At 58.6% G+C, this 12,434-nt stretch carries 15 protein-coding genes; 6 read left to right on the top strand and 9 right to left on the bottom strand.

Going from position 1 to position 12,434, the window contains the following annotated elements:
• Window positions 1-22 precede the first annotated feature (22 nt).
• Window positions 23-1,162, top strand: a complete 1,140-nt coding sequence (locus tag GHO03_RS12650) for a catalase family protein (protein ID WP_133144920.1) — start codon at window positions 23-25, stop codon at window positions 1,160-1,162.
• A gap of 5 nt (window positions 1,163-1,167) precedes the next feature.
• Here GHO03_RS12650 and GHO03_RS12645 read toward each other — a convergent pair whose 3' ends face one another.
• The 5 genes from GHO03_RS12645 to GHO03_RS12625 form a co-directional block, all read right to left on the bottom strand.
• The gene (locus GHO03_RS12645) at window positions 1,168-2,565 is read right to left on the bottom strand and encodes a DUF4329 domain-containing protein (protein WP_153399916.1); all 1,398 of its coding nucleotides are present in this window, start codon (window positions 2,563-2,565) and stop codon (window positions 1,168-1,170) included.
• Window positions 2,566-2,807: 242 nt separating this feature from the next.
• Window positions 2,808-3,782 carry an HTH-type transcriptional regulator CysB gene (cysB, locus tag GHO03_RS12640; RefSeq protein WP_016780131.1) on the bottom strand — a complete coding sequence of 325 codons (975 nt, stop codon included), beginning with the start codon at window positions 3,780-3,782 and terminating at the stop codon, window positions 2,808-2,810.
• Window positions 3,783-3,895: 113 nt separating this feature from the next.
• The gene (locus GHO03_RS12635) at window positions 3,896-4,396 is read right to left on the bottom strand and encodes a universal stress protein (protein WP_095002144.1); all 501 of its coding nucleotides are present in this window, start codon (window positions 4,394-4,396) and stop codon (window positions 3,896-3,898) included.
• Window positions 4,397-4,490: 94 nt separating this feature from the next.
• Window positions 4,491-5,408 (bottom strand): 5'-nucleotidase, encoded by a 918-nt coding sequence (locus GHO03_RS12630; RefSeq protein ID WP_095002145.1) that lies wholly within the window; start codon window positions 5,406-5,408, stop codon window positions 4,491-4,493.
• A 38-nt stretch (window positions 5,409-5,446) separates the two neighbouring features.
• Window positions 5,447-5,773, bottom strand: coding sequence for a thioredoxin family protein (locus tag GHO03_RS12625; protein WP_095020265.1), 327 nt, complete (start codon window positions 5,771-5,773; stop codon window positions 5,447-5,449).
• 57 nt (window positions 5,774-5,830) lie between these two features.
• Between GHO03_RS12625 and GHO03_RS12620 the strand changes: the two genes are divergently transcribed.
• Both GHO03_RS12620 and GHO03_RS12615 read left to right on the top strand, forming a co-directional pair.
• On the top strand, window positions 5,831-6,277 hold the full coding sequence (locus GHO03_RS12620) for a PilZ domain-containing protein (protein WP_095002147.1): 447 nt from the start codon (window positions 5,831-5,833) through the stop codon (window positions 6,275-6,277).
• A gap of 131 nt (window positions 6,278-6,408) precedes the next feature.
• Window positions 6,409-7,485 (top strand): 3-deoxy-7-phosphoheptulonate synthase, encoded by a 1,077-nt coding sequence (locus GHO03_RS12615; RefSeq protein WP_095002271.1) that lies wholly within the window; start codon window positions 6,409-6,411, stop codon window positions 7,483-7,485.
• 115 nt (window positions 7,486-7,600) lie between these two features.
• On the opposite strand, the gene GHO03_RS12610 is transcribed toward GHO03_RS12615, so the two are convergent.
• Window positions 7,601-7,882, bottom strand: coding sequence for a GNAT family N-acetyltransferase (locus GHO03_RS12610; RefSeq protein WP_019827604.1), 282 nt, complete (start codon window positions 7,880-7,882; stop codon window positions 7,601-7,603).
• A 496-nt stretch (window positions 7,883-8,378) separates the two neighbouring features.
• On the opposite strand from GHO03_RS12610, the gene oprI reads away from it, so the two are divergent.
• Window positions 8,379-8,630 (top strand): outer membrane lipoprotei OprI, encoded by a 252-nt coding sequence (gene oprI, locus GHO03_RS12605; protein WP_003172710.1) that lies wholly within the window; start codon window positions 8,379-8,381, stop codon window positions 8,628-8,630.
• Between the two features lie 138 nt (window positions 8,631-8,768).
• Here oprI and GHO03_RS12600 read toward each other — a convergent pair whose 3' ends face one another.
• From GHO03_RS12600 to GHO03_RS12590, 3 genes are all read right to left on the bottom strand, one after another.
• Complete coding sequence (locus GHO03_RS12600; RefSeq protein ID WP_095002149.1) at window positions 8,769-9,797, bottom strand: L,D-transpeptidase family protein; 1,029 nt, start codon at window positions 9,795-9,797, stop codon at window positions 8,769-8,771.
• 98 nt (window positions 9,798-9,895) lie between these two features.
• The gene (locus GHO03_RS12595) at window positions 9,896-10,189 is read right to left on the bottom strand and encodes a hypothetical protein (RefSeq protein WP_003446817.1); all 294 of its coding nucleotides are present in this window, start codon (window positions 10,187-10,189) and stop codon (window positions 9,896-9,898) included.
• A 58-nt stretch (window positions 10,190-10,247) separates the two neighbouring features.
• Entirely contained in the window at window positions 10,248-10,853 is a 606-nt protein-coding gene (locus GHO03_RS12590; RefSeq protein WP_095002150.1) for an arylesterase, read from the bottom strand.
• Between the two features lie 10 nt (window positions 10,854-10,863).
• Here GHO03_RS12590 and GHO03_RS12585 point away from each other — a divergent pair, with 10 nt between their 5' ends.
• Window positions 10,864-11,547: an ABC transporter ATP-binding protein gene (locus GHO03_RS12585; RefSeq protein ID WP_095002151.1), complete on the top strand. Its 684-nt coding sequence runs from the start codon at window positions 10,864-10,866 to the stop codon at window positions 11,545-11,547.
• The coding region (locus GHO03_RS12580; protein WP_372241735.1) for an ABC transporter permease at window positions 11,547-12,434 on the top strand (888 nt) is incomplete at its 3' end. The genes GHO03_RS12585 and GHO03_RS12580, both read left to right, overlap by 1 nt.

Below are 12,434 nucleotides of genomic sequence, written 5' to 3'. Positions count from 1 at the left end.
AAATCGCTAAAAGGATGTTTGCATGCTGACCACTTTCTGGCTTCGACTCGGCAAATGGCTGGGCAAGCTGCTTTTACTGCTCGTTGCCCTGGGCTTGCTCGGTTGGGCGCTGGCCTCCGGCTGGTACGCCTGGCAACATCGCGGGCCGGTTTCGGCGCGCGAGCAGATCCCGGACGGTGAAGCCGCCATGACCCGGGACACCATCCAGACCGCAATCCGCATCGTCGACCAGCACCGCGAAAACACCCGCTACTTGCGCGATGCCCATGCCAAGGCCCACGGCTGCGTCAAGGCCGAAGTCGAGGTGCTCGCCGACCTCGACCCGGCGCTGCGCCAGGGTGTGTTTGCCACGCCGGGCAAAACCTGGCAAGCGGTGATGCGCCTGTCCAATGGCAACGCCTACCCGCAGTTCGACAGCATTCGCGATGCCCGCGGCATGGCCATCAAGTTGCAGGACGTGCCCGGTACTCAACTGATGCCAGGCCAGCAAGGGCGCACCGAGCAGGACTTTGTGATGTTCAACCATCCCAATTTCTTTGTCAGCGATGTCGCTGAATACCGCCAGAACATCGGCGCGCAAGCCGATGGCAAAAAGGTCCTGGCGTTTTTCCCGTCCTGGGACCCGCGCAGCTGGCAAGTGCGCCATCTGTTTATCGCCCTGGCTACCCTGGCGCCTGCCCCGACCAGCCCGACACAAACGACATATTTTTCTGTGTCGCCCTACAAGTTCGGCACAGCCAATGCCAAGTACCGCGTAGCCCCTGACCCCGACAGTTGCCCGGCTTACAGCCTGCCCAAGCAGAATGAGGCGCTGCCCAATTTTTTGCGTAACGCCTTGAACCAGCAACTGTCAACGGATCGGGTGCCCGCCTGCTTTGTGCTGCAGATCCAGCGTCAGGACGCCAATCGTTTTATGCCGATCGAAGACACCAGCATCGAGTGGAAAGAATCGGACGCGCCCTTTGAAACCGTCGCACGGGTCAAGGTGCCAGCTCAGGACTTTGACACGCCAGGCCAGAATCTGGCTTGTGACAACCTGTCGTTCAGCCCATGGCATGGCATTGAGGAACACCGGCCGATTGGCGGGATCAACCGCCTGCGCAAGGCGGTGTATGACGCGGTCAGCGACTATCGCCACGCACGCAACGTCGAGCAGCAATAACCCGCTTATTCGACAACGGGTGCAAACGGCACCCAGTTGTCCATGACCTGGCCCGCCTGAGTCCAGACTGCGTCTGTCTTTACCACCTGGAGGACAAACGCAGCCGCGACACGTCGCACATAAGCCGTTGCGTCCACTTGGCCCCGGGCCAACTGCCTGTCCAATGGGCTGGTGAAGTCATCCGGGTGGGTAACGCTGGCGATCAACTCGCGCTCGGCGTCTTCCGAAAAGCGCCTACAGGACAATAACGCCCCCTCCGGTGCAGAAAAATAGGCACGTGTGCCGGGGGTCGCCTGCATCAATAAGAAATCGACCCACAGGTTGTCCGGGCTCAAAAAGTCGCTCAACACGCGAGCCTGCGCCACAGGCACGGTATAGCGATGGACATCCGCCGTGTGATACACCGCGTTCATCTGATAGCCCTCTGGCAATTGCGGTATGCAGCCGCTGTTCCTGGGAAAAACCTCAGGTCGGTCGAACGTGCGGTAGACCGTTGACAGGGGCCGGGTGCAAATAAACGATGAAGTTTGCGAATGTTTGAGGATAAAGCCCGCCTGCTGGGTCTGGCGACCTTGGCTCAGTTGGCTGTGGGCAAACAATGCAGCGGCATCGGCACTGGCAAGAGCGGGCCCATAAATGGGCGGCACGTCGGCCTCCCAGAGGATTTGCGCCTGCCATTCCCGCCACCCCGCGGAAATCCTGCCGCGCCTGCGCCAGAACGAGCCCGCAAGCACCACAGTCAGCTCCCCGGCGACATGCACCATCGACAGCAGGTGGCTGGGCAGAAAAATGCTAGGCGGATACGACTGCTCAAGGTGATCAGGCGTTTGCGGGTGTACCAGCATCAGCAACGGTTCCAGCGCCAGCTCCTGGGCCGAGCCGCTGGCCGCATAGCAGATCAGGCTTTGATCCACGCTGGACAAGTACAAACGCGGATAGTTATGGCGAAAGGCTATGGCCATGCGCAAGTCCATCAACGAGAAAAAATTGTCCTGCAACTCGCTTTCGGGATCACCTGCCAAAATTGTTCGCTGGAACGCTGCATGTGAGTGATAGAGGCCTTCAAGCACGTAGCCTTGCGGCGGCACCATATCGCCATTAGAGGCTCGCGAAAGCACATCGGACGGACGAAACAGGTTCCCGTCGCTGCACACCGGCAATGTCGCGTAAAACCGGCCGTCCTTGCTCAGGATAAAACCACCGTACTCTTTGTCACGACGGTTGCCGATCAGGTCATGGGCATAGACCGCAGCGTCATCGGCGCTGATAAATCTGGGGCTTAGCTCCGGTCTTGGTCTAAGCAACGCCTGTGTTTCGGGACCGTTTCCTTGCGTATCGTCATTCATCCCCCCTGTGCGCAACGCGCGCCTGGCGGGGCAAGTGCTATGGATGGGGTGATTCATGTCCGGGCTCCTGGAAGTCAGTGGAGCCCTTAGTTTCAAATAAGTGCGTTTCTGGCGGGCACTAAATAAATATCCATAAAGCGCTCAGCCAGCGCCTGGCCAGTGTGCAGCAATTACAGCCCTGCGAACCAAATGTGGGAGCGGGCTTGCTCGCGATGCAGACGGCGCGATCCTTGAATCAGATCGCGTCGATGCCATCGCGGGCAAGCCCGCTCCCACAGGGGTAGTACAGGGCCGGCGAATCAGTGAACCGGCAATTCCACGCCTTCAAACAGCTCTTCCAGCTCTTGCTTGTTGTGGCAGGCAATCGCTTTGGCCATCACTTCACGGGTGAGGTGCGGGGCAAATTTCTCGATAAAGTCGCACATGAATCCGCGCAGGAAAGTGCCACGACGGAAACCGATTTTGGTGATGCTGGACTCGAACAGCTCGCTGGCATCAAGGACCACCAGATCTTTATCCAGATTGGTGTCGACGGCCATTTTGGCCACGATGCCAACACCCAGGCCCAAACGCACATAGGTTTTGATCACGTCGGCGTCGGCAGCGGTAAATACCACTTTAGGGGTCAGGCCACGATGGCTGAACGCCTCGTCGAGCTTGGAGCGACCGGTAAAGCCGAACACATAGGTCACGATCGGGTATTCGGCCAGCGCTTCGAGGGTCAGCTTTGGCAGTTTGGTCAGCGGGTGACCCTGAGGCACCACGACGCAGCGATTCCAGCGGTAGCACGGCATCATCACCAGGTCGCCGAACAGCTCAAGGGCTTCAGTGGCAATGGCAAAATCGACAGTGCCATCGGCGGCCATCTCGGCGATCTGCATGGGCGAACCCTGGTGCATATGCAGGGCTACGTCCGGATACTGCTTGATAAAGTTGCTGATCACCGGCGGCAATGCATAACGCGCCTGGGTGTGGGTGGTGGCAATCGACAGCGTACCCTTTTTCTCGTTGGAGAATTCCTGGGCGATCTGCTTGATGCTTTCGACCTTGCGCAGGATCTCGCCAGCGGTCGTGATGATGCGCTCGCCAGCCGGAGTGACGCGAGTCAGATGTTTGCCGCTGCGGGCAAATACCTCGACGCCCAGTTCGTCTTCAAGCAGGCGGATCTGTTTGCTGATACCCGGCTGTGAGGTGTAAAGACTCTGCGCGGTGGCCGAAACGTTGAGGTCGTGGTGCGCCACTTCCCAGATGTAGCGCAATTGTTGAAGCTTCATATGCATCCCTCAAAGCTGATAGGCGCCAAGGCATCGGCGGCGATATATAACTATATGGAAGGTTGGAATAAGAAATCTAGAACTTTTTTATCATTTTTATTGATTCATCAGCCTTACACATCAGCACTGCGCCGGCGCTGCATCAGGGGCACCAGATACACCGGTATCTTGGCCAGCTCGATAACTCGGGCGGCCGTACGCCCCAAATGCGATTCGCCCCCCGAGGGCTGGGCATGACTGCCCAGTATGAGCAGGTCTACTGAAAGCTTTTGCGACTGCTCCAGAATGACGTGTGAAGGCTCCCCTTGAATAACCTTGACCGATCGGATCAAGGCCAGTTCCTGTTCCCACCCCGCCAACTCTTCGCGAAGACTCTCCAATACCCGCAACTCGATATTGGAAAGCATTGTGCTCATGCCCTGCTGGTGCAGCTCGCTCAACGCCTGCTCATCGAGATAGCTCTGCAGTACCGACTCGGCAAACAGGCCCATGGGCTCAACCACATGCAACACAAACAGATCGGCGCTGAAACTGCGGGCCATTCCAAGCGCATGCTGCATCACAACGGGCGCGTAAATGCCGAGGTCAGTGGCGTACAGGATTGAGCGAATCATGCGACCTTCCCGACAGCGTCAATATACGAAGTAAGTTGAGCTTAGCAGCGTCGGGACAAGTGCGATGCTCCGCTCGGCAACTCGCCGGCAATGCTTATTCGGGGGCGAAATCCCTGGATTCATTGCTGATGCCGTGAGGCACATGGCCGGTCGCCACCACCTGGCGCGCCCTCTCGCAATGACCGGCCTGGTCATCAAAAAATACATCCGCAGCAAAGGCTTCGAGAAAGGCCGATTTATCCAGCCCGCCCAGAAAAAGCGATTCATCCAGACGAATGTCCCAGTCACGCAACGTGCGGATCACCCGTTCATGGGCAGGAGCCGAACGGGCAGTGACCAGCGCAGTGCGAATCGGGCAGTTGTCATCGGGGAACTCGCGTTGCAACAGGTTTAAAGCCTCCAGAAAGCCCTTGAAGGGCCCGCCCCGCAGCGGATTGCGCGCAGATTCGCGCTCAAGGGACTGAAATGCCTCCAGGCCTCCGGACTGGAAAACCCGCTCCGACTCGTCGGAAAACAGCACCGCATCACCGTCAAAGGCAATCCGCAGTTCATTGCTTTCGGCACGCAGTGAGCCACCCGAGAGAATGGTTGCGGCTGCAAAACCCGCATCCAGGGCACTGCGCACATCCTCGGCATGGGTCGACAAAAACAGATCACAACCAAAAGCATTGAGATAGGGATGGGGGTTGCGCCCGCCCGAGAACGCTGCCCGGGAAATATTCAGGCCGTAATGCTGGATCGAATTGAACACCCGCAGCCCGGTATCGGCGCTGTTACGCGAGACCAGCACCACCTCGACCCGCTCCCGGCCAAGGCTGGCATTAAAGCTCAGGAGCTTCTTGACCAGCGCAAAGGCATCCCCCGGGGCCAGTACTTCATCTTCATGTTCGATCTGGTATTGCCGGTACGCCTCGATCCCCTGGGCCAGGTACACCTGATGGCTATCGCTCAAGTCGAACAGGGCCCGAGAAGAAATGGCCAGCACCAGCTTGCCCTTTAAGCCTTTGCTCATATCGCCTCCACAGCACTAAAGCGGGTTCAAACGTTGCTTCACGGTAGCTCGTCAGGCTCAAGCATCAAGGCCAGCCGAACATGATGTGCCAGCTCACCTTCGCTCAGGCGCGATTTCAACTCACCGTAAAAGGCCCCGTTGTGCACCACAAACAGGCTAGGCAGATGGAAAATTTCGTAGCGCTCGACCAACCCGCCGTTGTTGCCGGCATCAATCCAGCACAACCGTTCAACGGGCAATTGCATGTCGGGCAGCATGCGCCGGGCCACTCGGCACGCCGAACAGCCCGCACCGGTAAAGATGACCAGCGAGGTGCCGGGAAGTGCCAGCAGTAGCTGGTCGGCATCAAAGTCAGTCAGTTCCATCGCAGTCACTATACTCATAAGACAATACTAATTTAATGGCACCTGGAGTCCGAATTCATGGGTCGTTTTTTACCTCACCCAGATGATATTCCCGTTGAGATAACGCTACGCAACCAACCTTCACTGCCGCGCCAGAAGCTGCACTCTATCAGCCTCGGCGGCGTGGCATGCAACAGCGACAGAAGCTGGCGATGCGGCACCGCCGTTGATATGTCCATGCCTACCCTGGGGGAAAACGCACGTTATCCGGGCTATATAGCCTGGTGCGAAAAGCGCAAGGAGGGTTACCGCATCGGCGTTGCCTTGATTGATGAACAAACCCTGTTTGGTGCGCGAATGGGCGAACAGGTCTGTCAGATCGAACACTTCTCACGCCTGCAGCAGCAACAAAGCCCCTGCCCCCAGGACCTGCAAGCCCTGGCTCTGGAATGGGTCACTCATCACGCCGTGGAGTTCTCGCAAGCCACCATGGACCACGCAATGGCGCAGGCCGTGCTGGATTAAAGCTGTACCTGCCCATTGTCGACCTACCGGATAACGCGTTAAGGTTCGGCTCCCCGATGCGCTCAATCAAGCTGTGCTCCGCCGCACGGGGATCGCTGGCGGCCGGCACCCGTGACCTGACGAGTAACACGATGGCTGATTTACCGATCGACGACCTAAACGTTGCCTCCAACGAAACCCTGATCACCCCTGAACAGCTCAAACGCGAGATTCCTCTCAGCGAAACAGCGCTGCGGACCGTGACCAAAGGGCGCGAGGTGATTCGCAACATCCTGGATGGCACTGACCATCGACTGTTCGTTGTCATCGGGCCTTGCTCGATTCACGATCTCAAGGCTGCCCATGAATACGCCGAGCGCCTGAAGGTGCTTGCGGCTGAAGTCAGCGACACGCTGTATCTGGTCATGCGGGTTTATTTCGAAAAGCCCCGTACCACCGTGGGCTGGAAAGGCCTTATCAACGACCCGTATCTGGACGACTCGTTCAAGATCCAGGACGGTCTGCATATTGGTCGCAAGCTGCTGCTGGACCTGGCCGAAATGGGCCTGCCAACCGCAACTGAAGCCCTCGACCCGATTTCCCCGCAGTACTTGCAGGACCTCATCAGCTGGTCGGCCATCGGCGCACGCACCACTGAGTCCCAGACTCACCGTGAAATGGCGTCCGGCCTGTCTTCGGCCGTAGGCTTCAAGAACGGCACCGATGGCGGCCTGACGGTTGCGATCAATGCCTTGCAGTCGGTTTCAAGCCCGCATCGTTTCCTGGGTATCAACCAGGAAGGCGGCGTGTCGATCGTCACCACCAAGGGCAATGCCTACGGTCATGTGGTATTGCGCGGCGGCAACGGCAAACCGAACTATGACTCCGTCAGCGTTGCGCTCTGCGAGCAGGCACTGACCAAGGCCAGGATCACCCCGAACATCATGGTCGATTGCAGCCACGCCAATTCCAACAAGGACCCGGCCCTGCAGCCGCTGGTCATGGAAAACGTGGCCAACCAGATCGTCGAGGGCAACCAGTCGATTATCGGCCTGATGGTTGAGAGTCACTTGAACTGGGGCTGCCAGGCAATTCCTAAAAACCTTGAAGACTTGCAGTACGGCGTGTCGATCACTGATGCCTGCATCGACTGGTCGGCTACCGAGACCACCTTGCGCAGCATGCATGCCAAGCTCAAGGATGTGTTGCCAAAGCGCACCCGCGGCTAACAGCCCATGTGGGAGCGGGCTTGCTCGCTCCCACAATAGTTTGGCGCCAGTTCCGCACGGTTGCAGACGCACACAAAAACGCCGGGCATGCCCGGCGTTTTTGTGTGCGTGTTCTTCAGGTATTGGCCTGAGGGCGCTTGTGGCGTTCCATATAGCGCTCAACGTATGAACATGAGGGAATCACCTCATAGCCCATCTTGTCTGCGTAATCGAGCGCCTGCTCCGTCAAGGCTGCCGCAATACCCCGACCACGCAGGGCGTTAGGCACAAACGTGCGATAGATATCCAGAGTCTGCTTACCCAGATCCATGTAGGTCAGGTAAGCACGATGACCGTCGACAGTGGTCTCAAACTGGTGACCTGCCTGGTCATGGTGGATAGACAACGCCTCGCTCATCATTGCTCCTCGCGGGTCTTGTAGTGTGACCCCTACCTTACTGATGTTTTTCCGCCGAGGGAACTACTACGCCATCACGCACGCGCTGCCAGCCCGGGATGTGCCGGCAGGCCTGATTAGAGAGTAGCCACTCTAGTGCAAATGTTCACTTCCCGGGGCAGCCAGTTGTCAGCAGATCAGGCCCGCACCAACGTTTCGCCGGCCCGACATCCTTGACCCGGCCCTGAACATTTTCCGGAAGGTGGAGGCTATGACGTTCAACCGCACTTAAAGTCACGCTGCGCCATCACTCTGATGCCACTTAGGGCACTCCAAACTGACTGTTTTACAAACACAATCTGTTAAAGCTAGCCTACCGAGATTGCCAGCCAATTATTTTTTTTGGTTCTTGCGCTAGGTCATTTTACTTACTACAAGTAATGGGTACTATGTACGCCGGCTGTTTCCTCACTTTGAAGGAACAGCTTCAATTAGAAAATCCTTGAAGGGGAACACGATGAACAACGTTCTGAAATTCTCTGCTCTGGCATTGGCCGCAGTTCTGGCTACCGGTTGCAGCAGCGTATCTAAAGAAACTGAAGCCCGTCTGACTGCAACTGAAGATGCAGCAGCTCGCTCCCAGGCTCGTGCTGACGAAGCCTACCGTAAAGCTGATGAAGCTCTGGCTGCTGCTCAAAAAGCACAACAGACTGCTGACGAAGCTAACGAGCGCGCTCTGCGCATGCTTGAAAAAGCAAGCCGCAAGTAATAGTCCTTCGGGACTGTTATCAAGCCGACCTATTTATAGGTCGGCTTTTTTATTGCCTGCCGGTCACTAAACAGGCAATAAAAAAGCCGCCAGGGGTATTAACCGGGGCGGCTTTTTATTGCGCTTGTTCAGTACGGCTTACTGCACATAATCCAGCGACTGGCCAGTAGCCATACCGGTATTGGTTGTGCCTATTACTGCAGGTATGCCGGTTTCTGCTCCCACTACCGGGAATGCCAGATCCTTGTCTATCTGGATGCTGTTTTCAAGGTCCTGATGCTTGAGCAGGAAGTTCATGAAGCCTGCGTACTTGTTCTGCAAGTCTTCAGGGGTCAAGTGCGACTTGTCGCTCACGGCCAGCAACGAACCATCCTTCACGTTCAACGGCTCGTGAACTTCAAGGAACACCTTGCCGCCACTGACGCCAATTTTGTACGGCTCGTTGATGATCCGCACCGGCGTACCCACCGGCACCATCTGCGCCATTTGCAGCACGTTCTGGTTAAGCATGCGGAAGCAGCCGTGGCTGGTGCCCGTGCCAATGCCGAACTTGGCGTTGGAGCCGTGGATCAGGTAGCCCGGCATGCCGAGGGTGAACTTGAACGGACCCAGCGGGTTATCGGGGCCTGCGGGCACCACGTTAGGCAGCGGGTCACCATTTTTGGCGTGCTCGGCCTTGATCGAAGCCGGCGGTGTCCAGGTCGGATTGGGCGTCTTGGCGGTGATTTTGGTTTGCCCCAGGGGCGATCCCCAACCTTCGCGGCCAATCCCCAGCGGGAAGGTGTAAACCTTGTTCTGGTCCTTGGGATAATAATACAGGCGGTATTCGGCGAGGTTGATCACGATCCCCTCACGCTTACCCGGCGGCAGGATGAACTGGGTCGGCAACACGATATCGGTATCGACGAGGGTGCCGTCCGGGTTCTTTTTGACCGGCAGCCAGGCGTCTACCCCGGGGTTGGCAGCGATCATTTCCGAATAGCCCAGCTCGTACTGGTTACCTAGGTCGGCAAAGGAGTCTTCGTACTTGCCTTTGATCACCTGCACTTCGCCAACGACATCTTCGCCAGGCGGTGGCAGCGGGAATTCAAGCGCGACCGCGGGACCCGCAACACAAAGTGCGGCAACGGACAGGTAGCGGGTAACTGCAGGTAGGCGCGACAACATCCGGAACATCCTTCGCATAATCAACGGGGGACAAAAAAAGGGAGTGTACACCGCGCCCACGGGGAGCGTGAGCCGGTCAGGGCATCAAACAGGTAAGATCATAGTTCAAAGCGCAACTCTGGCCAGATGGGCTCCGTGCCCCGGCGCTGCGACTCGATGATTGCCCGGCACAGCGGGCATAACCGGTGGTCCTGAAACACCTTGCGGGTGACATCCGACCAACGCGGTTGCGCCGGCAGCAATGAGCCACACAAGGTGCGGTCAATGGTGCCTCCCAGCTCCAGTTGACGTGTCACCAGATGCACCCGTACCTCCTGGCAGGCGAACAGATCGAGCTGCTCATCGGGCTCGATCAGTTGATAGGCATATAAAGACCAGGCAGGACGCGACATCGAGGGCTCCAAATCGGGGGGGCGCCACCTTAGCCGAAACACTGCCACTAGAAAAGCATCAAAGCAGGGGTTTTAACGCCGGCCACACATTATCCAGCAAAAGCCCCTGCGCACCGACTGCCGGGTGGATGCGATCGGCCTGCATCAGTTCGGGCTTGCCGCCCACGCCCTCAAGCAAAAACGGCACCAGGGCAACGTTTTTTTCCTTGCCCAGCTCGCTGTACACCGCAGCAAAAGCCCGGGTGTAACGCGCGCCATAATTGGGCGGCAATTGCATCCCCAACAGCAACACCTTGGCACCCGCCTGCTGCGAGGCATCGATCATTCCTGCAAGATTTTGTTTCAATTGCGCAGGGAGCTGCCCGCGCAGGCCATCGTTGCCACCCAGCTCGACAATCACTACATCCGGTTTATGCTCTGCAAGCAGCGCAGGAAGCCGCGCCAGCCCTCCGGCGCTGGTGTCGCCACTGATCGAAGCATTGACCACCTTGTCGTCGTAGCCTTGCTCCCTGAGCCGCTGTTCGAGCAAAGACACCCATCCCTGACGGGTATCCAGGCCGAAAGCCGCGCTGATACTATCGCCGACGATCAAGACAGTTCCCGCCGTTGCCGTCTGTGCCACGCACATCAGGGCCAGAGCAACACTTAAAAACCACACACGCATTGGATTCTCCATGGGCGAAAGTATTCTCACCGCGCAGAACCTTAGCAAAGTGGTTCCCAGCGCGGAAGGCGAGTTAACCATCCTGCACTCCTTGAGCCTCGAACTGAGCAAGGGCGACAGCCTGGCGATTGTCGGCGCCTCAGGTTCAGGCAAATCGACGCTGCTGGGCCTGCTCGCCGGCCTCGACCTGCCCAGCCAGGGCGAAGTAATCCTGGCCGGGCGAGCCCTGAGCACCCTGGACGAAGACCAGCGCGCCCGGGTGCGGGCCGAACACGTGGGCTTTGTGTTCCAGTCATTCCAGCTGCTCGACAGCCTCAATGCCCTGGAAAACGTCATGCTGCCGCTGGAACTGGAGGGTCGCAAGGATGCCCGCGAGCATGCCCGCCACCTGCTGGAACGCGTCGGCCTGGGCCAGCGCCTGAGTCACTCGCCACGCCAGCTGTCCGGCGGCGAGCAGCAACGGGTTGCCATTGCCCGGGCATTTGCCGCCAATCCCGACGTGCTGTTTGCCGATGAACCCACCGGCAACCTGGACAGCCACACTGGCGAGCGCATCACCGACCTGCTCTTTGAACTGAACAAGGAAAACGGCACCACCCTGGTGCTGGTGACCCATGACGAACGCCTGGCCCATCGTTGCCGGCGCCTGATCCGTCTTGAAGCTGGCCATCTGGTCGGCCCTCTGGAGCCCTGATGGCACGTCTGCCGCTGTTGCGCATGCTGAGTCTGGCCGTACGCCAATTACTGCGCGATGCCCGCGCCGGCGAGCTGCGGGTGCTGTTCTTCGCCCTGCTGGTCGCCGTGGCGGCCAGCACGGCCATCGGCTACTTCGGTGCCCGCCTCAATGGCGCGATGTTGTTGCGTGCCACCGAGTTCCTCGGCGCCGACCTGGTGCTTGATGGCACGGCCCCGGCCCGTGAAGAACAAATCAAGGTCGGCAACGACCTGGGCCTCGAACACGCCCGGGTGGTCGAATTCGCCAGCGTGATTGCCACCGACAATGGCATTCAGCTCTCCAGCATCAAGGCGGCAGACGATGCCTACCCGTTGCGCGGCGAACTGAAAAGCGCCCCGCAGCTCTATGCCGAAGAACAGCCTGCGGGCGGTCCCAAATCCGGTGAGGCCTGGGCCGAAGCCCGACTGCTGACCGCGCTGGACCTGAAGGTCGGCGATGAAATCGATGTCGGTTCAAAAACCGTGCGTATCACCCGCGTGCTGACTTACGAACCCGACCGGGCCGGCAACCTTTACAGCCTGACCCCACGAGTACTGATCAATCTGGACGACCTTGCCTCCACCGGCATCGTACAACCGGGCAGCCGTGTCACCTACCGCGAACTGTGGCGCGGTGAAGCACCGGCGCTGGAATCGTATCGCCAGGTGATCAAGCCTGGCCTGGACGCCAACCAGCGCCTCCTGGACGGCCGTGACGGCAACCAGCAGATCGGCGGTGCGCTGGGCAAGGCCGAGCGTTACCTGAACATGGCCAGCCTGGTGGCGGTGCTGCTGGCGGGCGTGGCCGTGGCGTTGTCTGCCACCCGCTTTGCCAATCGGCGTTTCGATGCCAGCGCCCTGCTGCGT

The sequence above is a fragment of the Pseudomonas sp. FSL R10-1339 genome, assembly GCF_009600545.1.
Lineage (GTDB): Bacteria > Pseudomonadota > Gammaproteobacteria > Pseudomonadales > Pseudomonadaceae > Aquipseudomonas > Aquipseudomonas bubulae.
Note: the sequence above shows the minus strand (reverse complement) of the source record. Positions and strands in the feature narration are given on the sequence as shown.

Bases quoted from the DNA above. Each gene is read 5' to 3' on its own strand.
- GHO03_RS12610 (WP_019827604.1), bottom strand. From the start codon at position 7,882: ATGAGCGAGGCGTTGTCTATCCACCATGACCAGGCAGGTCACCAGTTT.
- GHO03_RS12595 (WP_003446817.1), bottom strand. From the start codon at position 10,189: ATGTCGCGTCCTGCCTGGTCTTTATATGCCTATCAACTGATCGAGCCC.
- oprI (WP_003172710.1), top strand. From the start codon at position 8,379: ATGAACAACGTTCTGAAATTCTCTGCTCTGGCATTGGCCGCAGTTCTG.
- GHO03_RS12635 (WP_095002144.1), bottom strand. From the start codon at position 4,396: ATGATTCGCTCAATCCTGTACGCCACTGACCTCGGCATTTACGCGCCC.
- GHO03_RS12590 (WP_095002150.1), bottom strand. From the start codon at position 10,853: ATGCGTGTGTGGTTTTTAAGTGTTGCTCTGGCCCTGATGTGCGTGGCA.
- GHO03_RS12620 (WP_095002147.1), top strand. From the start codon at position 5,831: ATGGGTCGTTTTTTACCTCACCCAGATGATATTCCCGTTGAGATAACG.
- GHO03_RS12615 (WP_095002271.1), top strand. From the start codon at position 6,409: ATGGCTGATTTACCGATCGACGACCTAAACGTTGCCTCCAACGAAACC.
- cysB (WP_016780131.1), bottom strand. From the start codon at position 3,782: ATGAAGCTTCAACAATTGCGCTACATCTGGGAAGTGGCGCACCACGAC.
- GHO03_RS12630 (WP_095002145.1), bottom strand. From the start codon at position 5,408: ATGAGCAAAGGCTTAAAGGGCAAGCTGGTGCTGGCCATTTCTTCTCGG.
- GHO03_RS12645 (WP_153399916.1), bottom strand. From the start codon at position 2,565: ATGAATCACCCCATCCATAGCACTTGCCCCGCCAGGCGCGCGTTGCGC.
- GHO03_RS12650 (WP_133144920.1), top strand. From the start codon at position 23: ATGCTGACCACTTTCTGGCTTCGACTCGGCAAATGGCTGGGCAAGCTG.
- GHO03_RS12600 (WP_095002149.1), bottom strand. From the start codon at position 9,797: ATGTTGTCGCGCCTACCTGCAGTTACCCGCTACCTGTCCGTTGCCGCA.
- GHO03_RS12585 (WP_095002151.1), top strand. From the start codon at position 10,864: ATGGGCGAAAGTATTCTCACCGCGCAGAACCTTAGCAAAGTGGTTCCC.
- GHO03_RS12625 (WP_095020265.1), bottom strand. From the start codon at position 5,773: ATGGAACTGACTGACTTTGATGCCGACCAGCTACTGCTGGCACTTCCC.